This is a genomic window from Streptomyces sp. NPDC002838 (assembly GCF_040295365.1).
Taxonomy (GTDB): Bacteria; Actinomycetota; Actinomycetes; order Streptomycetales; family Streptomycetaceae; genus Streptomyces.
In genome coordinates this window covers 88054-111478 of record NZ_JBEOVF010000023.1, presented here as the reverse complement: position 1 = coordinate 111478, position 23425 = coordinate 88054, and the positions used below count along the sequence as shown (strand labels likewise).

At 69.9% G+C, this 23425-nt stretch carries 27 protein-coding genes and 1 pseudogene; 6 read left to right on the top strand and 22 right to left on the bottom strand.

Going from position 1 to position 23425, the window contains the following annotated elements:
* Positions 1-98 precede the first annotated feature (98 nt).
* Positions 99-872, bottom strand: a complete 774-nt coding sequence (locus ABT063_RS27400; protein ID WP_351061599.1) for an isoprenyl transferase — start codon at positions 870-872, stop codon at positions 99-101.
* A gap of 701 nt (positions 873-1573) precedes the next feature.
* Between ABT063_RS27400 and ABT063_RS27395 the strand changes: the two genes are divergently transcribed.
* On the top strand, positions 1574-2725 hold the full coding sequence (locus ABT063_RS27395) for a winged helix DNA-binding domain-containing protein (RefSeq protein ID WP_351061596.1): 1152 nt from the start codon (positions 1574-1576) through the stop codon (positions 2723-2725).
* 3 nt (positions 2726-2728) lie between these two features.
* Here the strand turns inward: ABT063_RS27395 and ABT063_RS27390 are convergent, their stop codons facing one another.
* A complete protein-coding gene (locus ABT063_RS27390) occupies positions 2729-3520 on the bottom strand; it encodes a class I SAM-dependent methyltransferase (protein WP_351061593.1) in 792 nt (263 codons plus the stop codon).
* 226 nt (positions 3521-3746) lie between these two features.
* Positions 3747-4619, bottom strand: coding sequence for an LLM class flavin-dependent oxidoreductase (locus ABT063_RS27385; protein WP_351061590.1), 873 nt, complete (start codon positions 4617-4619; stop codon positions 3747-3749).
* Between the two features lie 89 nt (positions 4620-4708).
* Between ABT063_RS27385 and ABT063_RS27380 the strand changes: the two genes are divergently transcribed.
* Positions 4709-5071 (top strand): DUF192 domain-containing protein, encoded by a 363-nt coding sequence (locus tag ABT063_RS27380; RefSeq protein ID WP_351061588.1) that lies wholly within the window; start codon positions 4709-4711, stop codon positions 5069-5071.
* A 1-nt stretch (position 5072) separates the two neighbouring features.
* Here the strand turns inward: ABT063_RS27380 and ABT063_RS27375 are convergent, their stop codons facing one another.
* The 18 genes and pseudogenes from ABT063_RS27375 to ABT063_RS27290 all read right to left on the bottom strand — a co-directional run bounded on the left by ABT063_RS27375 (position 5073) and on the right by ABT063_RS27290 (position 18545).
* Complete coding sequence (locus ABT063_RS27375; RefSeq protein ID WP_351061585.1) at positions 5073-5795, bottom strand: transporter substrate-binding domain-containing protein; 723 nt, start codon at positions 5793-5795, stop codon at positions 5073-5075.
* Between the two features lie 110 nt (positions 5796-5905).
* A pseudogene (locus ABT063_RS27370) lies at positions 5906-6203 on the bottom strand (alpha/beta hydrolase); the annotation flags it as partial.
* Between the two features lie 268 nt (positions 6204-6471).
* A complete protein-coding gene (locus ABT063_RS27365) occupies positions 6472-6864 on the bottom strand; it encodes a PIN domain-containing protein (RefSeq protein ID WP_351061583.1) in 393 nt (130 codons plus the stop codon).
* Positions 6861-7142: an Arc family DNA-binding protein gene (locus ABT063_RS27360; RefSeq protein ID WP_351061580.1), complete on the bottom strand. Its 282-nt coding sequence runs from the start codon at positions 7140-7142 to the stop codon at positions 6861-6863. Before ABT063_RS27360 ends, ABT063_RS27365 begins: the two co-directional genes overlap by 4 nt.
* Positions 7143-7209: 67 nt before the next feature.
* Positions 7210-7845, bottom strand: a complete 636-nt coding sequence (locus ABT063_RS27355; RefSeq protein ID WP_351061578.1) for an OmpA family protein — start codon at positions 7843-7845, stop codon at positions 7210-7212.
* An 8-nt stretch (positions 7846-7853) separates the two neighbouring features.
* Entirely contained in the window at positions 7854-8429 is a 576-nt protein-coding gene (locus ABT063_RS27350; RefSeq protein ID WP_351061575.1) for a hypothetical protein, read from the bottom strand.
* A gap of 34 nt (positions 8430-8463) precedes the next feature.
* Entirely contained in the window at positions 8464-9054 is a 591-nt protein-coding gene (locus tag ABT063_RS27345; protein WP_351061734.1) for a pilus assembly protein TadG-related protein, read from the bottom strand.
* Entirely contained in the window at positions 9051-9248 is a 198-nt protein-coding gene (locus tag ABT063_RS27340) for a Flp family type IVb pilin (protein WP_351061572.1), read from the bottom strand. Before ABT063_RS27340 ends, ABT063_RS27345 begins: the two co-directional genes overlap by 4 nt.
* Positions 9249-9354: 106 nt before the next feature.
* Complete coding sequence (locus ABT063_RS27335) at positions 9355-10104, bottom strand: response regulator (protein WP_351061569.1); 750 nt, start codon at positions 10102-10104, stop codon at positions 9355-9357.
* A 28-nt stretch (positions 10105-10132) separates the two neighbouring features.
* A complete protein-coding gene (locus tag ABT063_RS27330) occupies positions 10133-11506 on the bottom strand; it encodes a sensor histidine kinase (RefSeq protein WP_351061566.1) in 1374 nt (457 codons plus the stop codon).
* A 10-nt stretch (positions 11507-11516) separates the two neighbouring features.
* Complete coding sequence (locus ABT063_RS27325) at positions 11517-12404, bottom strand: DUF5936 domain-containing protein (RefSeq protein WP_095753831.1); 888 nt, start codon at positions 12402-12404, stop codon at positions 11517-11519.
* Positions 12405-12463: 59 nt separating this feature from the next.
* A complete protein-coding gene (locus tag ABT063_RS27320) occupies positions 12464-13408 on the bottom strand; it encodes a type II secretion system F family protein (RefSeq protein WP_351061563.1) in 945 nt (314 codons plus the stop codon).
* A gap of 10 nt (positions 13409-13418) precedes the next feature.
* Positions 13419-14756: a TadA family conjugal transfer-associated ATPase gene (locus tag ABT063_RS27315; RefSeq protein WP_351061560.1), complete on the bottom strand. Its 1338-nt coding sequence runs from the start codon at positions 14754-14756 to the stop codon at positions 13419-13421.
* A gap of 24 nt (positions 14757-14780) precedes the next feature.
* Positions 14781-15167 (bottom strand): TadE/TadG family type IV pilus assembly protein, encoded by a 387-nt coding sequence (locus ABT063_RS27310; protein ID WP_351061557.1) that lies wholly within the window; start codon positions 15165-15167, stop codon positions 14781-14783.
* Between the two features lies 1 nt (position 15168).
* The gene (locus ABT063_RS27305; RefSeq protein WP_351061554.1) at positions 15169-15588 is read right to left on the bottom strand and encodes a TadE/TadG family type IV pilus assembly protein; all 420 of its coding nucleotides are present in this window, start codon (positions 15586-15588) and stop codon (positions 15169-15171) included.
* Between the two features lie 2 nt (positions 15589-15590).
* Positions 15591-16847 carry a CpaE/TadZ family protein gene (locus ABT063_RS27300; protein WP_351061551.1) on the bottom strand — a complete coding sequence of 419 codons (1257 nt, stop codon included), beginning with the start codon at positions 16845-16847 and terminating at the stop codon, positions 15591-15593.
* Between the two features lie 6 nt (positions 16848-16853).
* The gene (gene cpaB / locus ABT063_RS27295; protein ID WP_351061548.1) at positions 16854-17561 is read right to left on the bottom strand and encodes a Flp pilus assembly protein CpaB; all 708 of its coding nucleotides are present in this window, start codon (positions 17559-17561) and stop codon (positions 16854-16856) included.
* 69 nt (positions 17562-17630) lie between these two features.
* Complete coding sequence (locus tag ABT063_RS27290; RefSeq protein WP_351061731.1) at positions 17631-18545, bottom strand: hypothetical protein; 915 nt, start codon at positions 18543-18545, stop codon at positions 17631-17633.
* A 386-nt stretch (positions 18546-18931) separates the two neighbouring features.
* Here ABT063_RS27290 and ABT063_RS27285 point away from each other — a divergent pair, with 386 nt between their 5' ends.
* Together ABT063_RS27285 and ABT063_RS27280 are read left to right on the top strand one after the other, a co-directional pair.
* Complete coding sequence (locus tag ABT063_RS27285; RefSeq protein WP_351061545.1) at positions 18932-20623, top strand: chitinase; 1692 nt, start codon at positions 18932-18934, stop codon at positions 20621-20623.
* 29 nt (positions 20624-20652) lie between these two features.
* Positions 20653-21342, top strand: coding sequence for a CPBP family intramembrane glutamic endopeptidase (locus tag ABT063_RS27280; protein ID WP_351061542.1), 690 nt, complete (start codon positions 20653-20655; stop codon positions 21340-21342).
* A gap of 165 nt (positions 21343-21507) precedes the next feature.
* Here ABT063_RS27280 and ABT063_RS27275 read toward each other — a convergent pair whose 3' ends face one another.
* Positions 21508-21930 (bottom strand): hypothetical protein, encoded by a 423-nt coding sequence (locus ABT063_RS27275; RefSeq protein WP_351061539.1) that lies wholly within the window; start codon positions 21928-21930, stop codon positions 21508-21510.
* A gap of 153 nt (positions 21931-22083) precedes the next feature.
* On the opposite strand from ABT063_RS27275, the gene ABT063_RS27270 reads away from it, so the two are divergent.
* The gene (locus ABT063_RS27270) at positions 22084-22599 is read left to right on the top strand and encodes a SigE family RNA polymerase sigma factor (RefSeq protein ID WP_351061536.1); all 516 of its coding nucleotides are present in this window, start codon (positions 22084-22086) and stop codon (positions 22597-22599) included.
* Between the two features lie 57 nt (positions 22600-22656).
* Positions 22657-23418 carry a hypothetical protein gene (locus ABT063_RS27265; protein ID WP_351061533.1) on the top strand — a complete coding sequence of 254 codons (762 nt, stop codon included), beginning with the start codon at positions 22657-22659 and terminating at the stop codon, positions 23416-23418.
* Positions 23419-23425 lie beyond the last annotated feature (7 nt).

The following is a 23425-nucleotide window of genomic DNA, read 5'->3' as shown; positions in this document are numbered from 1 at the left end:
AAAGGGGGTACTCGGGCGCGCTTCGGAGACTGCGGAGCCCTTGCGGGAATCGCACCGGGCTGCGCCGGATCACGCGGGACAACGCCGGATTACGCTCCTCAGCCGCCGTAACGGCGGTGGCGCGCCGCGTAGTCACGCAGGGCGCGCAGGAAGTCGACCTTGCGGAAGGCCGGCCAGAAGACCTCGCAGAAGTAGTACTCCGAATGGGCGGTCTGCCACATCATGAATCCGGACAGACGCTGCTCACCGCTGGTACGGATCACGAGGTCGGGGTCGGGCTGGGCGCCGGTGTAGAGGTGACGGCCGATCATGTCGATGTCGACGGACTCGGCGAGCTGCTCCATCGAGGTGCCCTTGTCGGCGGCGTCCAGGATCATCGAGCGGACCGCGTCGGCGATCTCCTGGCGGCCGCCGTAGCCGATGGCGACGTTGACCAGTATTCCGTCGACGTGCGCCGTGGACTCCTCGGCTTCCTTGATGGTGCGCTGCATCCCCTGCGGCAGCATGTCGAGCGTGCCGACGTGGTGCACGCGCCAGCGGCCGTCGGCGGCGAGGGAGCGGACGGTGTCCTCGATGATCCCGAAGAGCGGGGCGAGCTCTTCCTGGGGCCGGCCGAAGTTGTCGGTGGAGAACAGCCAGAGGGTGACGACCTCGACGTCCGTCTCGGTGCACCAGCCGAGGAACTCCTCGATCTTGTCCGCACCGGCCCGGTGACCCTGGGCGGTGGTGGAACCCGCGGCCTTCGCCCAGCGCCGGTTGCCGTCCACGATGACGCCGATGTGCTTGGGCACCTGGGCGTGGTCCAGGTGGCCTTCCACCCGGCGTGCGTACAGCCTGACGAGCAGGCCGCGCAGTGTGTCGCGCAGGTTCACGTGATTGTCAGCCCCTCCGTGCGGTGGCGGTCCCCGCGAAGCGAAGGGTACCGGGGCCGCGGTGGGCGTGTCTTTTCGGGTGCGGGTGGGTCAGGGGCGCCTCGGTTGGGATGCCTCTGCGTTTTGGCGGCTGCGGGTCCGTCGGGGCTGGTCGCGCCCACGCGGCGGAGCCGCATATGTCACAGCCCCACGCCCCTGGGTGGGCACAGGTGCCGTCCCTTTGAGAGGCCACCCCGTGCGCGGAGAAGAAGGCCCCTTGTGCGCAGAAAAAACGGGCCGGTCCGTGGGGGGGAGACGGACCGGCCCGAGGGGGGGTTTCCACCATAACCCTTTGTAAGTGATGCTGCGTGCATCGGCGTGCCACAACTACTCTCCGGAGTCGGGCGGCAACGGGGCGATGGGCACTCGGGGACGGTTTCGTGGCTGGTTCATGGCCGGATCCGGGTGGATTCGAGGTGGAGCTGTGAGGGAAGGGGGTTCCCTCGCCCGGGTGACCCCGGCCACGAACGGCCCCTTGACGTCCACCGAGGGGATGCGGCGCCGCGCAGCCCCCTCCACTGCGCGGTGCCGCCCGCACAGCTTTGCTGGCGCGAATGGACTTGGTCTGAACCTACGCGAGGGGTGGAAGGGAACGCCAGCCGCTGTGGATAACAATGCGGAAGCGGACAGAATCTGACCTCATTGCCTCCTACCGTCGGGCCATGACCTTGAAGATCACTTGGACCCAGGCGAGCGCGCGGCGGCTCGACCGGCAGTTCCTGGTCGCGCCGGCCGAGGCCGGTACACCGGTCGCGGACGTCGTCGGCGCGATGCTCGCCGCGCACGCGCAGGTGCTGTCCGCGGCGGAGGTGTCCGTGGGGATGCGGGGCACCGATACGACACGGGTGGACGTACGCACGGCGCTCTGGGAGGAGCGTTCGCTGGTGAAGACGTACGGTCCGCGCGGGACCGTGCATCTGCTCGCCACCGGCGACCTGCCACTGTGGTGCTCCGCGCTGCCGGCCGTTCCGGTCGGCGGGAGTTCCTTCCCCGCGGACGTCCGGGTCAGTGAGGAGCAGGCCCGACAGATCGTGGCGGCGATCGGGGACGCTCTCGAGGGCGCATGCCTGACCCTCGACGAACTGGGCGAGGAGGTCGTCGCCCGCACCGGTTCCTGGGCCGGTGACCTGGTGATGCCCGCGTTCCAGGACCTGTGGCCGCGCTGGCGGCAGGTGATGCACCGGGCCGGCCAGTCGGGCGCGCTGTGCTTCGGGCCGAACCGGGGCCGCAAGGTGACGTACACCCGCCCGCCGCACTTCGAACCGCTGCCGCCGCGGAAGGCGGTACGTGAGCTCGTACGGCGGTATCTGCACGCCTATGGGCCGTCGACGGCGGCGTTTTTCGCCAAGTGGCTGGCCGCGCCAAACGGTTGGGCCGGCGGGCTGTTCGGGGAACTGGCGGCGGCGGGCGAGATCGAGGAGGTCGTCTTCGAGGGCCAGCGCGCGTGGGTGGTCGCCGGCGACACCGCCTTCCCCGACGGGCCGGTCCGGGGCGTGCGGCTGCTGCCGTACTTCGACGCGTACGGAATCGCCGCGCAGCCCCGCGAGCTGCTGTTCCCCGGGGAGGCGTACCGGCGGGCCCTGGCGGGCGGTCAGGCCGGGAACTATCCGGTGCTGCTGGTCGACGGGGTGGTGGCGGGGGTCTGGCACCAGCGCCGCCAGGGACGGCGTACGACCGTCACGGTGGAGCCGCTCCGGAGCCTGACGGCCCGGCAGGAGCGGGAGTTGGGCGAGCAGGCGGCGCGGGTGGGCGAAGTTCTGGAGGTCCGGGCGGAGTTGGTGATCGGGAAGGTGACGGTGGGGCCGCACGCGTGAGGGTCACCGGCCTGGCTTGCTGGCCTCGAAGAGGTGGCGGGTGCTGTGCGCGACGAAGGGGCCTTCGGACTCGATCCGCTCGTGCAGCGCGCGAAGTCGGGGCTCGTACGCCTGGACCGTGAAGCCGGGGACCATCCAGACCACCTTGCGCAGGAAGTGGACGACGGCGGCGATGTCGTGGAACTCCATGCGGAGCCGCTCGGCCCGCAGGTCGACGATCTCCAGGCCCGCGGCCTCGGCGCCCTCGCTCTCCCGGTCGGGGTGGCGGGCGCTGTGCCGCTGGTCGGGCTGGGGCCCGAGGAAGGACTCGACGAGCTCGAAGGCGCTGCCGGGGCCCACGTGCTGGGCGAAGTACGTGCCTCCGGGCTGAAGCACACGGGCGATCTCCGGCCAGTCGGGGCGCACGGGGTGCCGGCTCACGACGAGGTCGAAGGTGTCGTCCGCGAAGGGCAGCGGCGCGTCCTCGGGCGAGGCGACGACGGCTACGCCGCGCGGGCGGAGCAGGGCGGTGGCCTTGGCGACGTTCGGCGGCCAGCCCTCGGTCGCGACGGTGAGCACGGGTGCCTTCGGGGCGGTGTCGAGAGCGAAGTCCAGGACCTCCCCTCCCCCGGTGTGGAGGTCGAGCGCGGCGGTCGCACCGGCCAGCCGCCCGGCCATCGCCTTCGCGTACCCCCAGGAGGGCCGCGCCTCGATGGCCCTCCCCTCGAACCAGGAGAAGTCCCAGCCCTCGGTGGGAACGGCGGCGCCTTCGGCGACGAGCTCTTCGAAGGTGCGTTTCTGCTCTTGCTCGGCCATGAAGTGATCGTCGCAGGGCGTTGTCAGTGGGCGCTGCTGATTTTCGGCGCTGAGGACGAGTCGACGACCCGGTCGGCCGGCGGCGGGCGGGGCGTGAACACCGACCGCCGGACGGCATCCTCGCCCCCCTAGCCCCCCCTAGCCCTGCTCGCCCTGCTCGCCCTGCTCGAACGCGAAGAACGCCTCCAGGTCGGCGTCCGTCACCGGCACCGGACCCGTACGTCGTTCACGGCAGCAGCGGCCGGACTTCCTCCGCCGTGAACCGCAGGAAGCCCTCCGGGTCCGGTTCGTCGGCGGTCGGCTGGAGGATCACCGTGTCGGCGCCGGCGTCCGCGAGTCGCTGGACGGCCTTGGCGACCGCGCCGGCGTCCCCGGCGACACCGAGGTCCGGGACGGACTCCAGGCCCTCGTCCGCCAGCTCGGCGCGCAGCCGGGCGGCGGCGCTGGGGCCGGTGGCGGTGAGGAGGTAGACGGTCACCTTGTGCGGGTCGGTGCGGCCGGCCGCCTGCCGCCCCTCGTCGATGAGTCCGCGCGCCCGTCGTACGCCGTCGGGCGCGGTGGAGGCGGTGAGGACGGTGCCGTCCGCGGCCTCACCGGACAGCCTCAGGGTGCGCGGCCCGGTGGCCCCGGCGAGCACCTCCACGGCACCGTCCGGCGGCCAGTCGAGGGCGACGTCGTCGAGCTTGACGTACCGTCCGTCGGTCGTGATCCGCTCCCCGCGCAACAGGGCGCGCAGCGCGCCGAGATGCTCACGGAGCAGCGTGAGCGGCGACTCGGCGCGCGCGCCGACCTGCCCCATCCAGTCCTGCACGCCGTGCCCGACGCCCAGGATGGCCCGCCCGGGGAACATCCTGTGCAGCGTGGCCGCCTCCATCGCGGTGATGGCGACATTCCGCAGCGGCACGGGCAGCAGCCCGACACCGATGCGCACCCGCTCGGTCCAGGCGAGGGCGGCCGCCGCGGTGGAGATCCCGCCCTCCCGGAAACAGTCCTCCCACAGCCAGAGCTCTTCGAGCCCGGTCTCGTCGGCGAGTTGGGCGAGCGCGCGCAGTCGCTCGGGAGGAAGTTGGGGGCGGAACACAGCACCGAGTCCAGTCATGAGAACTTCCTACCGACCGCGACAGCGTCGGACAACATCTTTACGAGTCAGCCGCCCCATCGGGGGCAGCGGCCGGGTGAGGGGGCGGTATGCGGCGGTGGAGTGATGGGCGGGGGAAGTTGGTCGTCCATGGAGGTCAGGGGCGTGTTTCCGTTCCGCTGGAGATCGCGGCGTCGTATCGGGCCCGGACCAGAGGCTTGTTGGGCCGTGACTCCGTCGACGGGGCGATCCTGCTCTCCCCCGCCAACAGCGTGCACACCTTCCGTATGCGCATCCCCATCGATGTCGCCTACCTCGACCGCGACCTTCAGGTCATCGCCGTACGCACCATGACGCCGGGACGGCTGGGACTGCCGAGGGTGCGGGCCCGGCATGTGCTGGAGGCGGAGGCCGGGGTGATGGCGGGGTGGGGTTTGCGGGTCGGGGTGCGGGTGGAGGTGGTGGCCGGGTAGGTCAAGCCTGAGCCGAAGGGGCCGCCAGGGTCTCGGGCTGCCCCGCGGCGCGCAGCGACGCGGCGATGAAGCCGTCGGCCTTGAGCTCCTCGATCAGCTCCCGCAGGAATCGGACGGTCTCCGGCCGCCGGGTGGTGGTCGTGCCGACGGCCTGGCGGATCTCCATGAACTTCTCGTGGATCAGCCGGACTTCGGGGTGCGCGTCGGCATACGCGGTCATCGGCTGCCGAATGCCCGCACCCGCCTCCAGACGTTGCGCGGCGAAGATGTCGACGCCTTCGTCACCGCGAACGAGGGTGGCGTGGCGCAGGGTGCGGGTGAGGTAGAGATCGTACGCGGAGCCGGCCTTCACCCCGATCCGGACCCTCGGCGCGTCGACGTCCTCGGGCGTCTTCAGCTCGGAGCCCCGGGGCACGGCGTACACACCCTCGATGAGCACGTACGGGGCCGTGAACGCGACCTCCGCCTCGCGGGCGGGCTCAATCGCGAGGAAACACAGATCGGCCTGCCCACCGGCCATCGCCTCGACCGACTTCCGTGCGGCGTCGAAGCAGAGGAACTCCACGGGGACACCGAGCCGGGCAGCGATCTCCCGGGCGAGATCGACGGTGATGCCGCTCGGCGCGTCCGGCGTGCCCTGGGCGAGGACGGGATTGCCGAGGTTGATGGAGGCGCGCAGGACACCGGTGGGCGCAAGGTCGGCGGCGAGGGAGGGCAGGCTCATGGCGCGAGTCTAGATCGGGGACGAATGTTTCCTGAGGCCCACTGACACCAGCCGCAGACCAGGCCACAGCCCGTACCGGCCGACGGGACAGGGCTACCGACGGGACAGGCCTAGAGGGGCAGGCCGTGCAGGAGATCCGTTACGCGGGTGGGGTCCGCGGGGCCGAGGTGGCCGGCGTTCGGGAAGTTGTGGACCGTGAAGCGGTTGTCCGGGCTGAGTTCGTCGGCTTCCGCGATCATGCGGTCCTGGAGCTCCGTGGCTACGGTCCTGTCCTTGCCGAACCGCAGATACGTGCACCCGCAGGAACTCGGCGTCCGTGCGGTCCGCGCAGATCATCTCCTTGAACACCGCGAGGTCACGGCGGTTCGCGGTCCGCCAGTTGAGGCGCAGCACACCCAGTTTCTCCGGCGCATTCCCGGGAGCGGGTCACTCGGTGCTGTACGCCAGTGGTGCCGTCCCCCACCAAGTCACAGGACCGGCAGGCATCGCGGGACTTCATCCACGCCATCGCCAGGAGGAGCACTACCTGACCGACAGCCGCGATGCCCTCCGTACGCTCATCCGGGACATCAAGGCGGGCAAGGTGGATCACCTGCTGCAGGACCGCCAGTCGACGAGACTGACCGAGGGAGAAGGGACGTGCCGGCTCCTCCCTCGCGGCCGGAGTCGGGCCTTGTCAGCGATTCAGGTCCATGACTCCGACTGCCAGCCCGTCGTAGGCCTCCGGCACAACAGTCGTCACCAGCGCCCCCTCAGGGAGCAGCGGGTTCGGTCGCGCCACGTGTACGGCTGCCGCGACACCGAAGGCGACACCGTCGCGGAGGAGCTCGGCGACGGTCATGGCCATCGCGTAGTCGTCGTCGATGAGGCGGAGTACGTCCAGCAGTACACCCGCGTGCGCCACGATCCCCGCGCGCTCGCGCTCGGCATCCAACAGGCACAGGACGGGCGCCCACAGGCGCACGTCGTCACTGGACGCCGCAGCATGGATGAGGCCGGAGACCTGCTTGTTGCCGCCCATGGCCAGCAGTGTGGGGCTGTCGAGGACGTAGTGTTCGATCTGGTTCAACGGGACGACTCCGCCTCCGAGAGAGCAGCCCTGTGAGCGGCAGTGGCCTCCCGCATCTTGCGCCGCATCTCTGCGGATTCCTCATCCGTCACGTAGTGCCCGAACCGCTCGGCAAGGAGGGCACGGGTGCGGTCTGCCCGCTCCTTGATCTGCTCGGGGGTCAGAGTCTCAGCAGCTATCTCCTGCATAAGGGCACGGAGACTGGTCCCACGCGCCTCCGCCACGGCGGCGAGCTGGTCACGGACTTCGGCGGGCACGCGGATCATGACGTCGGACATGCCACGAGTATACGTCACGTATACGCCCAGCGTATCTCGTCGACCGACACCGCTGGCTGCGATGCGGTCAGCTCTCCGTCCGCGGGAACGACACCTCGACCCGTCGGTTCTTCTTGCGGCCCTCCTCCGTCGCGTTGGACGAGATCGGGTACTGCTCGCCGTAGCCGCGTACCTCGAAGGTGACGTTCGGGTCGTTCAGCTCCTGGTCCAGGACTGCCTGTACGGCGTTGGCGCGTTGCCTGGACAGGACGTCGCCGTGGGCGGAGGAGCCGAGGTTGTCCGTGAAGCCGAAGACGCGGATCTTCGTGGAGTTCTGGGTCTTGATCTCCTCGGCGATCGTGGAGATACGGGCCCTGGCCTCCGCGCTCAGCTTCGCGCTGTCCTTGCCGAACAGCACCTCGGCCTGGAGGGCGAACTTCACGTCCGCGTTGGTGTCTTCCCGGCGTTCGTCGCCGCTCTGGTCTTCGACGACCAGCTTGATGTCGAGGACCTTGGCCTCGGCGAGGGTGGCGCCTTCGGGGAGCTTCAGGTCGGGGTCGTTGGCGTCGACGTTTACGGGGGCGGTGGCGGTGGGTTCGGTGCCTGGGGGGACGCTGGGGTTGTCGTCGGCTTGGGCCGGCGTTGTGCCGAGGATGAGGATCGTGGCGAGGGTCGCGGTGAGGGCGAGGCGTGGAGGCGTCGATCGGGGCAAGGTGTGAGTCATGGCGGACCTCACCCAGAGATCTTGATCGCGGCAGAAGCGAACGTCGGCAGTTGGAAAGCGACTTCAGCGGTACTAGTCGGCGGCGCGGGAAACTGCATGAACACCGGGATGGACGCACCCGCGTCGATCCTCGGCATACCTGTCGTCGTCAGCGGACGACCGTCCGTGTCACGCAGTACGTAGTAGCGCTTCTTGGTCGCAGAGTCCACGAGGGTTGCTCCGCCCAGCGACGAGCCATGCCTGATGATCTCGGTCTCGTCGCCCGCTGTCCGTACCGAAATTCGGGTCGCCTCATCGCCGTCGTTCTTCAGCTCACCGCTCACGGTGACGAATCCCCCAGAGTCCCTCTGTGCAGAGGTGATCTGAAGAATCAGACCGTCTTCGCCCCTGAGTTCGGCCAAGGGCTCATCGGTCCCCTCTTGAGCACTGGCGTTGGACCCGTCTTCCTTGGATGCGGATGCCGACGCCTGGGGCTTCTTGTCGTCGCCGCCTCCGCCGCAGCCGGCCACACCGACGGCCAGTCCGGCCGCGACAGTCAACGCGACCATCCCCCTGCGGGCCTTCGTCGTGAACCGAATGCTCATCACTCTGCTTCCTTCGTCAATCGTCGTTCGCTTGTCAGTCGACCAGATGGACGTCGAAGAGGTCCTCGGGATCCGGAAGATCGATGAGGTCGTCGGGGTCCAGCTCCCAGTTCTTGTCCCTGCACGTGAGCTGCGGCAGTACGTCGTCCCCGGCATCCTCGCCGGGAAGCTCGCAGAGCGGCTCGATCACGGCGGTGGCGGATGCCGTGGACTTCTTGTCCTCCGTACCGGGAACGATCGAGTCTCCGACGGTCTTGTTGGTCTGTACCTCGACCGCGTACTCCAGAAGCTTCGGTGACCAGCAGTCGTTCACGCCGGCGTCGTTCTGCGCGGCCAGTTGGTCTGCGCGCCCGCAGCCGTCGTACGCCACTCCGTTGCCGTCGAAGATGGCCTGCCACTTCGTCGGGTCGAGTACGTCCTCCACCCACTTGCCCGCGAGTTGGTCCCGGGTGTCCAGGGCCGCCGCGAGTGCAGCCGCGTCGGCTGCAGTCTGGGCACCGTTCCGATTCGCTGCGGCCTGGCCGACAGCCAGGTAGGCGAACGCGAGAAAGAGCAGGCCTGCCACCACCGTGATGTAGATGGGGAAAGCCTGCCCTGCGTCGCTGTACCTACTTGGCCGCGTCAGGCGCCGACGACCTCGTCGACCTTGTCGACGATCGCGTCGTAGATCGTCTGCCCGATATCCGTCCCCGTGATAGCCAACACGATCGCCACCACCACCGCGATGATCCCCAGGTACTCCACCGCAGTCTGCCCCTCGTCGTTGCGGGCGACGCGAGTCCGAAGGTACGCGACGGTGGTGTTGATCCAGTTGCTCATGGTGTTCCCCTCCGATGACGGCCGACCGGCGAGCGATCGGCCCAGCGTATGGCGAAACACCCCGTCCGGCAGAGGGTCCCTGGGCCCAATTCCGGTTTCCCACAGCTCACCCCAGTCCCCGGAGCGAACCCGGCGCCGTACCCAGCCACTTCGCCGCCGCCTCGGAGCGGCTCGTGCTGTGGAGCTTGGCGAAGATGCGGTTGATGTGGTTCTTGACCGTCTTCTCGCTGATGAAGCAGGTGGCGGCGATCTGCTGGTTGTTCATGCCCGATGCGATGAGGTCCATGATCTCCGCCTCCCTGGTACTCAGCCGGAACCGCAACCTCGATGACTGTCCCATATCTAGTTGCAGTTGCGAAAGCCCTTTGCGGGAAGTGAGGGGTAAAGGGTCGCCTCGCAAGGTGAAATGCCCTGGTGGCGAGGGTAGTTCCCGGTTCATCTGCGGAATGATGGCTTCCATATCTTCGTATGCAGTCGCATCCGTCTGCGCGGCGGCCGCCGTCCGTACGGCGGTGACCAGTTGGTTCACCGTGAACTCACCGTGGACCAGATAACCGCACGCCCCCCGCCGCAGCGCCTCCCGGACGGTCTCCGCCTCCCGGCTGTACGTCAGCATCATCACCGGGGCGACCCCCACCAGGTGCGGAAGTGCCGAGATGCCGTCCATGCCGGGCATGCGGACGTCCAGGAGGACCACGTCGGGGCGGTGGCGGTGGGCCGCCTCGCAGGCCTCTCGGCCGTCGGCCGCCTCCGCTACGACCGTGATGTCCTCGCGGCCGGTGAGCAGGGCGGTGAGGCCTGCCCGTACCACCGGGTTGTCGTCCGCCACGACGACCCGTAGGGGGGTGCGGGGCATCTTTGGCCTCCTCTTTGGGGGAGTAGGGTCAGGGGTTTTCTTGTTTCAGGGCTGCCAAGGGGAGCTCCACGCGGACTTCCGTGCCCTTCGCGTGGGCCCCTTGGCCGATGTCGATGCGGGCTCCGATCGACGCCGCCCGCTCGACCATGCCGACCAGGCCGAAGTGGCCCGCCCTGCGGAGGTGTCCGAGGGTGGTGTCAGCGGGCATGCCGCGGCCGTCGTCGTGCACGCTGATGCGCAGCAGGTCGCCGTGGACTCCCGCGCGTACGTCGACGTGGGTCGCGGATGCGTGCCGGTGGGCGTTCTCCATGGCTTCCGCGGCGATGGTGAGGAGTTGGCGGGCCACGGCCGGTGGGACACGGGGGGTCGGCCGGTCGCCGGTGGGCGTGTAGGTGGCCGGGAGTGCGGTGCGGATCGTGAAGTCCTGGGTGCGGGCCGCCAGTTCGGACAGTACGTCCGTGGAGTGGGCCGGGTCCGACTCTCGGCGCAGGTCCGCCAGGAGTTCCCGGGATTCCGCTGCCGCTCTGCGGGCCGAGCGGGCGACCAGTTCTGCCTGCTGCTTGATGAGGGCGGGGTCATTGACGCGTGCGCCCGCCGAGTTCGCCAGGCCGTCGGCCGCCAGGGCCACGCCGTGGAGTGTCTTCGCCACCGAGTCGTGCATCTCCCGGGCCAGGCGGGCCCGTTCGGCGCTGACCGCCTCCGTGACGGCCAGGCGGGCCTTGACGGTCGTAAGGGCCTGCGTGGCCGCGCCGAAGCGGAGCATCAGGTTGCGCAGGGTGGAGCCGACCGCGCCGGTGATGACGCAGAAGCCGGGGAGGAGCAGTGCCTCGGCCGGGCTGGTCCAGCCGTTGTCCAGAGTCGTGTGGACCAGGAGAAGGATCAGGGACTGGAGGGAGGCGAAGACTGCCGCGCCTCGCCAGCTGTAGGCGATGCCGGCCAGGAGGGGGGTGCAGACGCTGACGTAGGCGAGGGTGCTGTCCGGGCCTGCGGAGATCAGGAGCAGGGAGCCGAAGAGGGTGTCCAGGGCGAGGAGGGTGGGGTGGCGGAGGAGGAGGGGGCCGAAGCGTTCCCAGTCCCTGAAGAGGGCGTACGAGGTCATGAAGGTGAGGACTACGGCTGCGCCGACCAGGCGGGCGCCGACGCCGGGGGTGGCGTTGAGGAGGGCGGCGGGGGCGGCCAGGGCGATCATGGCCAGGCGGAAGCCGAATACCTGGCGGCACATGGCTTGGAGGGCGTTCACCTGGACTGGGATGGCGGGGGCGGGTGCGTTGGGGGGCACCCGGCCTTCGGCCGGGTGCGGGTTCACGCCCGCACCACCCGTACTGCTTTCGTCGTCGAGTGCGGGTGGCACCGGTGGGGCCTGATCGCCATCGGCGGCCGCGCGTCGCTTCACCGTCAACATGGCACTGGCCCTACTCCCCCGTAATCGACCCAAAGTCCGTCCCCGACCCCAAGATCAACCCCGCCCCCAACAGGATCATCGTCGCCGGAACCATGAACGTCGTGATCATCATCGTGGCCTTGGGCACCGCCCGCGCGGCCTTCCGGCGGGCGTTCTGCGCGTCAGTACGACGCATGTCCTTCGCCAAGGACACCAGCGTGTCGACGATCGGCGCGCCCAGCTCCTCCCCCTGCTGCAACGCCGTCACGAACATCGCCACCTGCTCGGAGTCGTTGCGACGACGCAGCTCCGCGAACGCCTGGCGGCGGCTCATGCCGAGGTCCATCTGGCGGAGCGTGATGCGGAGTTCGTCCGCCCACGGGCCCTCGTACTTCGAGGCGACGCGGTCCAGCGCCTGCCGGAAGCCCAGTCCCGCGCTCACCACCACCGCCAGGACGTCCAGGAAGTCCGGAAGCGTCCGCTCGATCACGTCCTTCCTGATCCGGATCGCCGACCAGATGCCCACCTCCGTCCAGAACGCGCCGAAGGCCAGCAGCAACAGGGCCACCAGTACGTCGCCCCGCAGCAGGAACACCAGGAAGCCCACGCCGCCCAGGAAGCCGTAGACCGCCCTGCGGGCCGCGTAGCGGTCGATGGTCAGGCCTCCCGGGTTGCCCGCGAGGTCGATCTTGCGGCGGTACTTCGCGACCTGCTTGGGGCCCATCAGCCGTAGGACCGCGGGGGCGTAACGCATGCCCAGGCGGTCGATCAGGGAGTCCACCGCGCCAGTGCGGGTGGCGCCGACCTCCAGGGCCACCGCCAGGTCACCGGGCAGCTTCGCTTCCGCCCGGTACATGCGGATGCCCGCGAAGATGCCCCAGACGCCGAGGCCCATCAGCAGTGCCAGCAGGAGTGCCATGGCTCGTCATCCCTCCTCAGCCGATAGCCGATAGCCAGTTGCCGATGACCGATCGCCGCTCATACGTCGATCCGCGACAGGCGGCGAATCAGGACGAAGCCCACCGCATACAGCGCGAACGCGACGATGACCGCCCCCTGGCCCACCGGTGAGCCCGTCATACGGTCCAGCGCGCCGTCCTTCACGCCGTTCATCAGGAACAGTGAGCCCACGCCCAGCACCGGCACCGCGTACGACGTCATGCTGACCTGGGACAGCTGGGTGCGGACCTCGCGCCTCGTCTCCTTGCGCTCCTCCAGCGTCTCCGTCAGGTTGCGGAGCGCGCTCACCACCTGGCCGCCCGCCTTGTTGGACAGGATCAAGGTGGTGACCAGGACGACCAGCTCCCGGGACGGGAGTCGGTCCGCCATCTCCCCCAGCGCGTCGTCCATCGTCGCGCCCACCGCCAACTGGTTGGCCACCTTGGCGAGTTCCTCGCCCGCCGGTGCCTCCAGTTCCTCTGCCGCCATCCCGATCGCCGTACGTAGTGCCAGGCCCGCGTGGGTGGCGTTGGCCAGGATGCGGGAGAGTTCGGGGAGTTGGTTGATGAACTTCTCGATGCGCTGCTGCCGCTGCCAGTTGAGGAACTGGACCGCCGCCCAGATCCCCAGCAGCCCGGCGAGCGGGCCGAAGAAGGGGGCCAGGGTCGCCTGGCCGATCAGCCACAGGCCCGCGACCACGGCGAGCATCGCGGCGAAGAACTCGCCGGGGGTGATGTCCAGGCCGGTCGCCGCCAAGCGGAGTTCCAGCTTCCGGCCTAGGTTCGTACGGCGCAGCCGGCGGTCCAGGTTGCGGAAGTGGCGCCGGCGGCCGGTGACCGGTATCTGGCCGGCGGAGGTCAGGCGGTCGACCAGTGCCGCCCGCTGGGCCTTGCCCTTGGCGTACGTGTGCACGCCCACCACGGCCAGTACGCAGGTCAGCAGCGTGATGCCGGTGGTGAGCGTGACGAGGGTCTCGAGTTCCATGGGGGCGGTCCTACCTGGCTTCTCGGGTGGCTAGCTGGTCGGCGGAGTGGGCCACGCCGAAGGCCTGGGGCGTGGGCTGGCCCGCCATGTAGAGGCGGTCGGCGGTGCGGCGCGGGAGGGGGAAGTGCTGGAAGGCGCCGTAGATACGGCCGTCGGCGGACATCGGCTGGGCGTCGAATCGGGCGACCGTGGCCAGCCGGTACGGCTCGTTGCCGTGGCTGTCGAGCAGGGCGATCTCCGTGATGCGGCGGGCGCCGTCGGCGAAGCGGGTGAGCTGGATGATGACATCGACGGCGCTGTTGATCTGGTCGTGCAGCGCCTCGAAGGGGATCTCGACGTCGGACATGGACGCGAGGGTCTTCAGCCGCATCAGCGCGTCCTCGGCGTTGTTGGCGTGCACGGTGGCCAGTGAGCCGTCGTGGCCCGTCGACATCGCCTGGAGCATGTCCAGCGACTCGCCGCCGCGGACCTCACCGACCACGATGCGGTCGGGGCGCATGCGCAGCGAGTTGCGGACCAGGTCGCGGATGGTGACCCGGCCCTTGCCCTCGACGTTCGGGGGCCGCGACTCCAGCCGGACCACGTGGCGCTGCTGGAGCTGGAGTTCGGCCGAGTCCTCGATGGTGATGATGCGGTCGGTGTCGGGGATGAGCCCGGAGAGCGCGTTCAGGAGGGTCGTCTTTCCGGTGCCCGTGGCGCCCGAGACGATGATGTTGAACCTCGCCCGCACCAGGCCCGCCAGCAGATACAGCATGTGCTCGTCGAGGGAGCCGAAGCCGACCAGTTCCTGGAGGGTGAAGGAGCGGGGGAAGCGGCGGATGGTGAGGATGGCTCCGGTCAACGACAGGGGCGGGATGATGACGTTGACGCGTTCGCCGGAGGGGAGGCGGGCGTCGACCATCGGGTTCGACTCGTCCACCCGGCGGTTGACCGTCGACACGATCCGCTCGATCGTCTGCATCAGCTGGTCGTGGGAGGGGAAGCGGAGCGGCAACTGCTCGACGCGGCCGCCGCGTTCGACGAAGATCGCGTCCGGGCCGTTCACCATGATCTCCGTGATCGACGCGTCTTCGAGCAGCGGCTCCAGGATGCCGAGGCCGAGCGCCTCGTCGACCACCCTGCGGATCAGCTGGGAGCGCTCCACCGTCGACAGGACCGGACCCTCACGGCTGATGATGTGCCCGAGCACCCGCTCCAGCCGCGCCCTGCGCTCGGCCGCCGCCAGCGAACTCATCTCCGCGAGGTCGATCTCCTCCAGGAGCTTGGCCCGGTAGGAGCCGACCAGATGGCCGTCCTCGCCCCGGCTGCCGTTCTCCTCGGGCGTGTTGATGCGTGCTCGCAGGCTCATGGTGGGGTGCTCCTCGTTCCTGCGTCAGTCCGTGGTCGCGTCGAGCGGCATGGTGGCGGTCTTGGTGGCGGGGTCGAAGTCCCAGCCGGGGACGATCGACGGGATGTCGACGGTGGCGGTGACGGTGACCTCGTCGGCGCCGGGCGCCTCCGCGCACTCGGTCCCGTCGGCCAGCCAGCCGCTGACCGCGTTCTGGCACCCCTCCTGGGCGGCACCGGGTTCGAGCGAGGCGGCCCGCGCCCCGGCCCTGGCCGCCGTACCGGCCTGCTGGGCGGTGTAGGCGATGAGCCCGATCTGTACGCCGGCCATCGCGACGAGGACCAGGATCGGGAGGAACCCGAGGTACTCGAGGGCGACCTGACCGCGGTCGCGGCCGGTGCGGCGGGCTCGCCCCTTCCCGTCGTACGACATCTCAGTCCTTCGCCTCCTCTACGGCGCCCGCGTGGCCGTCGACCTCGAACGGGAAGCCGATCGAGCCGGGGAAGAGCACGGGGACTTCGAGACGGACGTCGGCCGTGACATAGCCGTCGGCCGTGTTGCACTCCACCTCGCCGGTCCACGCGTCCGGCAGCTTGTCCAGTCCCGCCTCCTGACACGCGCCCTGCCGCGCCCCCGGCTCCGCCGCCGTTCCCGCCCGCACCGCCTCGTCGGCAGCATTCCCCGCGAGCGTGAACGTGTATCCCAGCAGCACGAACTGCCACATCAGCACCAGCGTCAGGATGATCAGCGGGGTCATGCCGAGGAACTCGATGGTGACCTGGCCGTCGTCCCGCCGACCGACCCGCCGACCGACCCGCCGGCGGTCCCGTCGACCGAAGGATGATGCCCGCATCCCTACCCCCCGAGCTCTCTACGGCGTCGGAAGCCGACCGCCCCCCGGTCGCCCCGGAACCGGCCGCCGCCCCGGTGGGCGCCCTCGGACACCTTGACCAGCCCCAGCTCACCGGCGAGCCCCCACAGGGCCTGTTTCACCGTGCTCCTGCTGTCGAGCTCGTGCACACGGCCCGCGTCCACCGCGCCTTGCAGTTCCTTGAAGTTGGCGGGGATCGCCGTGCCCGCGATCGCCGTACCGGTGATCTTCTGGATCAGCGGGGGCTGGATCTCCGTACCGCGGGTATGCCGGTTGACGACGACGGTCGTCTCCTCGGCCTTGCGGATCTGCAGCCGGTCCCACATCCGGACCGTCCGCTTGGCTCCCCGGACCGCGACCACGTCCGGGGTCGTGACCAGCAACGCCGTGTCGGCCATCTCCACGGCCGCCGCGCCCGCGCCGCTCAGCTGGGCGCCGCAGTCGACGACGACGACCTCGTAGCGGGAGCGCAGGGCGCTGACGATCTGGCGGGCGGCGCGGTCGGTGACCTCCTCGCCGCGTTCGCCGTCGCCGGGGGCGAGCAGCAGTGCCACGCCCGTGTCGTGACGGAAGACGGCGTCGGCGAGGACGCGCGGCGAGATGTCCGTGATGGCGGCCAGGTCGACGACCGACCGACGGAACTGGACGTCCAGGTAGGAGGCGATGTCGCCGGTCTGGAGGTCCATGTCCAGCAGGGCGGTGCTGCGCCCGGACGCCTGGGCGGCGAGGGCGAGCTGGATCGCCGTCATCGTCGCCCCCACGCCTCCCTTGGAGCCGCTGACCGTGACGACGGTGCCGCCGACGCCGGTGAACACATCGCCGCCGGCGCCCAGATGACGCCGTACGCCCACCGACCACTGGGCGACCGCCTGGACACGGCTGGCCAGCTCCTCGTAGCCGAGCGGCAGCGCGATCAGGCCTCGGGCGCCGTAGTCCATGGCGGCCTGGAAGAGGCCGGGGCTGGCGTCGGAGGTGACGAGGATGACGCCGACGGCCGGGAAGCGGAGGGCGACTTCTCGGATGAGTTCCAGGGCCGGGACGGGGCCGATGCGCTCGTGGACGACGACGACCTCGGGCAGTTCGTCGATCGACTCGGCGGCGAGGCGGGCGAGGGTGTCGATGAGCTGGGTGGAGTCGACCACCGGGGGCACCGGCTCGGCGTCCGGCAGCTGGCTGAGCAGCGTCGTGATGGACCGGACCGCGTCCACGTCGCCGACGGCCGGGAGGATCCTCGTGGGCATGCGGCCTCACTTGTCCTTCGCGAGTTCGTAGGTGCGGTCCTGCTCCGGTACGGCGGTGTCGGTGCCGGGCGCGACGAGCGCGAGCCGGACCTCCTCGGCGAACGACTCGGCGTAGGTGATGCGCTGGGCGTCGATGGTGGCGAGCGCGAAGGTGATGGGGACGGCGTCGGTCTCCTGCCGGGTGCGGTCGTCCGCATCGGGCTTGAGAGCGGTCAGCTCGCCGACGTCGAGGACCCGGGCATTGGTTACGATGATCTTGGCCTGAGCGGGGTCACCCTCCCGCTGGCCCTCGAAGGTGGCGTACACGTTGACCGTCGAACCCGGCGTGATCTTTCCTGCGACGCCGGTCGCCGCATCGATCATGATGGCGACCTCCTGCTGCCCGGGCTGCAGAGCGGGCTGATCGACGATCATGTCGCTCTGCAGCAGGGAGCCCGCCTTCAGCGTGGTGACGGCGATCTTGCCGCGGATCTCGGCGAGGTCGGTGACCGCGGTGTCCGACAGCCAGCGCTCCGGCATCCTGGTCTTCTCGAACTGGCCCGCGTTGAGGCTGGTGTAGGGCTTCACGTCGGACTTGAGCCGGTACGCCGTGACCTCGGGGCCGACCTTGGACTTCACGTCGTTGATGACGGACAGCACGCCGGCGAACGCGCCGAGGGCGCACAGGACCGACAGAAGCAGGAGTATCACGCCGCGGCGCTGACGGGAGTTCATGAACCGTGCAACCTCATTGGGGGGTTGGGTCGTGCGGGGTCGGGGGTGGTACGGGGCGGCCGGTTCGGCTCATCCGGGCCCGGCGGGCAGTTGGTTCTGATACCTGGGTGACCTCTCCAACGCGCGCGAGCTGCCGTACGCGGATGAGTTGCCGTACGAGGATGGGCTCTCGTAGGCGCGTGAGTTCTCGTACGCCGGTGATACGGGTGCCGTGGCGGAGCAGAAGACGCAGCGGTCGCCGATGACCTCGATGCCGCACCAGTGGCACGCGCTCTGCCGTACCGAGGTCACCAGTTGGTACAGCACCGACAGATCGGGCAGGAAGGTGCAGAACTCGATCAGCTTGCCGGTCCCCCACCAGGCCGAGGACTCGGCCGGCAGCGGGGCCTCGCGCAGACCCTGGACGCTCCAGGCCTTGGCCAGGTCGACGGTGACCCAGTCGGACTGGATCTGCCCCTTGGCGACGAGCATCGAGGTGGCGAACTCCGGCCCCGCGAGGGCGGCGCCGGGCCCGATCCGTACCAGCTGAGGCTGCGGATGGGCGAGCACTCCGAACTGACTTCCCGGCACCCAGGACTTGGCGTGCGACTTCAGGCCCACGGGGACACGGTCGAGTCTGGCGACGGAGCCGAGGAGCGCCCCGGCGTGCAGGTAGTGGGTGAGCAGCCGGCCGGCGGAGGCGAGCACGCCGGGACTGAGGTCGCAGGAGGCGAGCTGCCTCAACTGGCGGGCCAGGACAGCGAGCCCGAGGGGTGGCAGATCCGGGCGGAACAGGGCGATCCGGTCGCTCTCGAGGAGGTTCCTCACGGTGTACAGGCGCCGCTCCACTCCCGGGGAGACGGCGCCCGAGTACACGACGATCACATGCCCGTGCTGGTCGATCAGCGAGTGCAGGGCGGCCAGCGACTGGTCGAGGGACTGGCGGTCCAGGTCCGGCAGGACGGCCGCGGGCATGGTTCGCTCGTCCTGCGGCGGCAGCGCCATGTCGGCGCCGGTCACGGCAATGGCAGTTGGCACGCGCAGCTCCCCGAATCCCCATGCCCGTCGGTCCGTCGGCGTGACTCCGGCGCACCCGGTCGACTTCACTGCGTGACTACCTGAGCACTGTATCCACGGCCCTATGACCGGAGAACAGCGTTTCTGTGACTTCCTGCTTGTCTTGAGGGCACAAAAGAGGGTGATTCCGGGCCAGATGGGGCGCACTTGCCACGACAACTTCCACGGCGAGGGTGAGTTGAACGAGCCCTATTGACAGACGCATTGGTCTGGACCAACTTGTTTCCTTGCTGACTCGTACGTCCAGCGGTGGCCACCGTCCTCGTCTCTCACCCCACTCCCCACCGGAGGCCTCAGTGCACCGCGTACCAGGCATGCCCAGACGCAGACGACGGACACGGCTCATGGCGGGAGCTGTCACCGCGGCCCTCGCCCTTGGGCTGACGGTCGCGGGCCAGGCGTCCGCCGCGGACGTCAACAACGCGAAGAACGCCGGCTTCGAGTCCGGCCTGAGCAACTGGACCTGTTCGGCGGGCAGCGGTACGACGGTCGCCGCGCCGACGCACAGCGGCTCGGCCGCGCTCCGGGCGACACCCGCGGGGCAGGACCACGCCCGATGCGCCCAGACGGTGGCGGTCCGCCCCAACTCGACGTACACACTGAGCGCGTGGGTGCGGGGCGGATACGCGTACCTGGGCGCGACAGGCACGGGCACGACGGACGTCTCGACGTGGACGCCGGACACGTCCGCCTGGAAGCAGCTGTCCACGGCCTTCACCACGGGCTCCTCGACGACCTCGGTGACCATCTACACCCACGGCTGGTACGGCCAGGCGGCGTACTACGCGGACGACGTCTCGGTGTACGGCCCCGACGGCGGCGGAGGCGGCGATCCGGCGCCGACGATCCCGGGGGCGCCGAACGGGGTCACGGTCACAGGCACGACGGCTTCGTCGGTGTCGCTGGCGTGGAACACGGTGTCGGGAGCGACGGGTTACCAGGTCTACCGGGACGGCACGAAGGCCACGGCGGTAACGGGCACGTCGGCGACGGTGACGGGCCTCGCCGCCTCCACGTCGTACTCCTTCCAGGTCACGGCGACCAACGCGGCGGGTGAGTCGGTGAAGTCGGCGGCGGTGACGGGGAGGACGACGGCGACGCCGGGCGGCGGTACGGGCGCGCTGCCGAAGCACGCGGTCACGGGCTACTGGCAGAACTTCAACAACGGAGCGACGGTCCAGCGCCTCTCGGACGTCCAGTCCCAGTACGACATCATCGCGGTGGCCTTCGCCGACGCGACGACGACGCCGGGCGCGGTGACGTTCAACCTGGACTCGGCGGGCCTGGGCGGCTACACGGTGGACCAGTTCAAGGCGGACGTGAAGGCGAAGCAGGCGGCCGGGAAGAAGGTCATCGTCTCGGTCGGCGGCGAGCGGGGCACGGTGTCGGTGAACGACGCGACCTCGGCAACGAACTTCGCCAACTCCGTGTACGCCCTGATGCGGACGTACGGCTTCGACGGCGTCGACATCGACCTGGAGAACGGCCTCAACGCGACGTACATGACGCAGGCGCTGCGGGCGCTGTCGGCGAAGGCGGGCCCTTCTCTGGTGCTGACGATGGCACCGCAGACGATCGACATGCAGTCGACGTCGAACGCGTACTTCCGGACCGCCCTGAACGTGAAGGACATCCTCACGGTCGTCAATACGCAGTACTACAACAGCGGTTCGATGCTGGGCTGCGACGGCAAGGTGTACGCGCAGGGATCCGTGGACTTCCTGACGGCGCTGGCGTGCGTCCAGCTGGAGGGCGGGTTGTCCCCGTCGCAGGTGGGCTTGGGGGTGCCGGCTTCGCCGCGCGGGGCGGGGAGTGGGTATGTGGCTCCGTCCGTGGTGAACAGTGCGCTGGACTGCCTGGCTCGGGGGACCGGGTGCGGCTCCTTCAAGCCGTCGAGGACGTATCCGGACCTGCGGGGCGCGATGACCTGGTCGACGAACTGGGACGCGGCCGCGGGCAACGCGTGGTCCAACACGGTGGGGCCACACGTGCACGGGCTGCCGTAACGGACCGGAGAGGTGATCCTGTATGCAACATGCGGATCATCTCTGTCATCGCCGTCCTGGCCGCCGCGACCGTGCTGAACAACTGGCTCGCACGGGGCCCCGTCGCGTACATGATCACCAGCCTGGCGGCGACGGCCGTCCTGCTCCTGATCGCCCGCTGGGACGGCCTCTCCCGGGACGACCTGGGCCTCGGCGCGGAAGGACTACGCCGAGGCCTGCGATGGGCGCCCGTCCTGGCGGGCCTGGCCCTGGCTGTCCTCCTGCTCCTCCTCGCCGTCCCGGGCGGCCGGGAGGCCTTCCAGGACGCCAGAGCCGTCCACCTGTCGGTGGCGGAACTGATGGGGCGGGTGCTGGTACGGGTGCCGTTCGGCACGGTGCTGCTGGAGGAGACCGCCTTCCGGGGTGTGCTGTGGGCCATGCTGCGGCGCCGGTATGGCGATGGATGGGCCACCGCCGTGTCGTCCCTCCTCTTCGGCCTGTGGCACGTACTCCCCTCCCGCGGCCTCACCCACTCCAACGCCGCCGCCGAGGCCGCCTTCGGGAGCGGCTCGGCGGGGGTGGCGGTGAGCGTGACCGCGGCGGTCGCCGCCACGGCCGTCGCCGGGGTGTTCCTGTGCGAACTGCGGCGCCGCTCCGGGAGCCTTCTGGCGCCGGCGGCGCTGCATGGGGCTGTCAATGGGTTCAGTTATGCGTTGGCGTGGGGGGTGGCGCGATGGTGAGCCCTCCTGTGGTGCGGCGCTGCTGCCAGGCCGGTGCCCGCCTCCTCACAGGTGGATTTCGACGCAACTGGACTGGATGGAGGACCGTGCGCTGTCACTCCCGCCAAGCCCTCCGGACCGTGATCCTCGACATCAAGGCCGGCAAGGCGGATCACCTGATCTGATCTATCCCATCGGCCGGTAGTGCCTCAGCACCGCCGCCAGTTGCCCGAACCACTCCCCCAGCCGCTCCCGCGGTTTCGCCTCTACGACGCACTCGTACACCCTGCCGTCGAGGTGCACTACGGCCATCATGAGGGCCTTGCCCGAGGGGCTCGCCTTGTAGTGGACGCTGCGGATCTCGGGCCAGGGGAATTCCGCGTCGAAGCCGTTGACCTCGAAAGTGACGCCCGCCGGGTCGACGACGATCGAGTTGTGGCGGTCCACCGCGAGAAACTCCGGTCCCGTGGCCACTGGTTGTGGCTGTGGCGGCGCGTACGCGTACTGCGGTGGCGGTGGGCCGAAGCCCTGCGGTGCGGGCGCGGGCGTGTACGGGGGCGGGGGCTGTGGGCCGTAGGGCTGCTGTGCGCCGTATGCCGCGTCGTTCATCGTCCGTCCGTTTCTCGCGCCCGGTGGGTTCGAGCGCAACCTACCCGCAGGATGCCCCACCCGTCCTCGGCGGCCGGCGCCGTGAAACATTCCCGGTGCCCCACCGCATCAATGAGGTGAGGACAACGTAGGCGCGCAGATCAGGGGGAGCAGATGAGACAGGTCCTTGCGGACCGGTACGCGGAGTTCGCCGCCGCGCGGGCCGGGCATCTGTACCGGTCAGCGTGTCTGCTCACCGCGGGGGACACGCATCTCGCCGAGGATCTCGTGCAGGAGACCCTCGGGCGGCTCTACATCAGCTGGCACCGGGTGACCCGGGCCGACAACCCCGCCGGGTACGCGCAGACCGTCCTCACCCGTACGTTCCTCGCCCACCAGCGGCGCCGCAGCAGCACCGAGCGTGCCACCGACGTGCTCCCCGACCGGCCGGACACCGGCTCCGCCTCCGACGACCTGTCGCTGCGGATGACCCTGCTGGAGGCGCTCGCCCGGCTGCCTGCCAAGGACCGGGCCGTGGTCGTCCTGCGGTACTGGGAGGACCGGTCCATCGAGCAGACCGCCGACGCCATGAACGCCAGCTCGGCCGCCGTACGGACGCGGTGCACCCGTGCCCTCGGGCGGCTGCGGGAACTGCTCGGCGAGAACCTCAGCGAGTACGTCAGCCCCTGAGGATCCAGGCCCTAACCATTCCAAAACCATTCCAACCTCGCGGAAGCGGTGTTTGCCATGCCCGTAGAACAGCACAGCGACCCCTTCGAGGACCGGCTCGGCGCCGCCCTGCGCCAGGTCGGTGGCACCTTCGACCCCAACGCCGCCGCGCTCACCGCGGCCGGCCGGGCTCGCGGCCGCAGGCTCCGGCTGCGGCGCCGGGCCGCCATCGTGGGCAGCACCGCCGGACTCGCGCTCGTCGGTGTGGGCGGGGCGCTGCTCGCGCTGCCCGGCGGCGGCTCCCCCGACCGGGAACAGCGCTCCGTGGCCGCGGCGCCGACCGCCACCGCCGGCCCCACCGCCACGCCCAGGAAGCCGGCGCCCTCGGCGCCGGAGGCGTCCGTTCCGGTGAGCGTCGGCGGGGACACCATCGGGCGGACTCTCGCCGGCCTGCTCCCCGACGGCCTCGATGTGGTGGCCAAGGGCGGCCAGGAGACCGAGTTCGCCTATCTCGTCGTCGACGACGGCAAGGGCAGGAGTATGGTCCAGATCAACGTCCAGCCCGGCATGTCGGACGTCGAGGGTCAGCTCTTCGGTGCCGACGCCGAGACCCTCGCCGACGGCACGAAGGTCACCACCCTCCAGAGGCCCGGCGAGAAGGGCGGCGCGGGGGTCGTCACGTGGACCGCCGACACCATCAGGACGGACGGCTTGCGTGTCGTGGTCAGCGCCTTCAACTCCGGCGCCCAGGACACCGCCGCGACCCGCGAGACGCCCGCCCTGACGCTGGAACAGCTTCGACAGATCGCCATCAGCCCGAAGTGGGCCCGGCTCCGCTGACGGCTGG

Excerpts from the sequence above, each read along its gene's own strand:
- ABT063_RS27395 (WP_351061596.1), top strand. The coding sequence starts at position 1,574 with ATGACCTTGAAGATCACTTGGACCCAGGCGAGCGCGCGGCGGCTCGAC.
- ABT063_RS27390 (WP_351061593.1), bottom strand. The coding sequence starts at position 3,520 with ATGGCCGAGCAAGAGCAGAAACGCACCTTCGAAGAGCTCGTCGCCGAA.
- ABT063_RS27385 (WP_351061590.1), bottom strand. The coding sequence starts at position 4,619 with ATGACTGGACTCGGTGCTGTGTTCCGCCCCCAACTTCCTCCCGAGCGA.
- ABT063_RS27380 (WP_351061588.1), top strand. The coding sequence starts at position 4,709 with ATGCGGCGGTGGAGTGATGGGCGGGGGAAGTTGGTCGTCCATGGAGGT.
- ABT063_RS27375 (WP_351061585.1), bottom strand. The coding sequence starts at position 5,795 with ATGAGCCTGCCCTCCCTCGCCGCCGACCTTGCGCCCACCGGTGTCCTG.
- ABT063_RS27360 (WP_351061580.1), bottom strand. The coding sequence starts at position 7,142 with ATGTCCGACGTCATGATCCGCGTGCCCGCCGAAGTCCGTGACCAGCTC.
- ABT063_RS27355 (WP_351061578.1), bottom strand. The coding sequence starts at position 7,845 with ATGACTCACACCTTGCCCCGATCGACGCCTCCACGCCTCGCCCTCACC.
- ABT063_RS27350 (WP_351061575.1), bottom strand. The coding sequence starts at position 8,429 with ATGAGCATTCGGTTCACGACGAAGGCCCGCAGGGGGATGGTCGCGTTG.
- ABT063_RS27340 (WP_351061572.1), bottom strand. The coding sequence starts at position 9,248 with ATGAGCAACTGGATCAACACCACCGTCGCGTACCTTCGGACTCGCGTC.
- ABT063_RS27335 (WP_351061569.1), bottom strand. The coding sequence starts at position 10,104 with ATGCCCCGCACCCCCCTACGGGTCGTCGTGGCGGACGACAACCCGGTG.
- ABT063_RS27330 (WP_351061566.1), bottom strand. The coding sequence starts at position 11,506 with ATGTTGACGGTGAAGCGACGCGCGGCCGCCGATGGCGATCAGGCCCCA.
- ABT063_RS27325 (WP_095753831.1), bottom strand. The coding sequence starts at position 12,404 with ATGGCACTCCTGCTGGCACTGCTGATGGGCCTCGGCGTCTGGGGCATC.
- ABT063_RS27320 (WP_351061563.1), bottom strand. The coding sequence starts at position 13,408 with ATGGAACTCGAGACCCTCGTCACGCTCACCACCGGCATCACGCTGCTG.
- ABT063_RS27315 (WP_351061560.1), bottom strand. The coding sequence starts at position 14,756 with ATGAGCCTGCGAGCACGCATCAACACGCCCGAGGAGAACGGCAGCCGG.
- ABT063_RS27310 (WP_351061557.1), bottom strand. The coding sequence starts at position 15,167 with ATGTCGTACGACGGGAAGGGGCGAGCCCGCCGCACCGGCCGCGACCGC.
- ABT063_RS27305 (WP_351061554.1), bottom strand. The coding sequence starts at position 15,588 with ATGCGGGCATCATCCTTCGGTCGACGGGACCGCCGGCGGGTCGGTCGG.
- ABT063_RS27300 (WP_351061551.1), bottom strand. The coding sequence starts at position 16,847 with ATGCCCACGAGGATCCTCCCGGCCGTCGGCGACGTGGACGCGGTCCGG.
- cpaB (WP_351061548.1), bottom strand. The coding sequence starts at position 17,561 with ATGAACTCCCGTCAGCGCCGCGGCGTGATACTCCTGCTTCTGTCGGTC.
- ABT063_RS27290 (WP_351061731.1), bottom strand. The coding sequence starts at position 18,545 with ATGGCGCTGCCGCCGCAGGACGAGCGAACCATGCCCGCGGCCGTCCTG.
- ABT063_RS27285 (WP_351061545.1), top strand. The coding sequence starts at position 18,932 with ATGCCCAGACGCAGACGACGGACACGGCTCATGGCGGGAGCTGTCACC.
- ABT063_RS27280 (WP_351061542.1), top strand. The coding sequence starts at position 20,653 with ATGCGGATCATCTCTGTCATCGCCGTCCTGGCCGCCGCGACCGTGCTG.
- ABT063_RS27275 (WP_351061539.1), bottom strand. The coding sequence starts at position 21,930 with ATGAACGACGCGGCATACGGCGCACAGCAGCCCTACGGCCCACAGCCC.
- ABT063_RS27270 (WP_351061536.1), top strand. The coding sequence starts at position 22,084 with ATGAGACAGGTCCTTGCGGACCGGTACGCGGAGTTCGCCGCCGCGCGG.
- ABT063_RS27265 (WP_351061533.1), top strand. The coding sequence starts at position 22,657 with ATGCCCGTAGAACAGCACAGCGACCCCTTCGAGGACCGGCTCGGCGCC.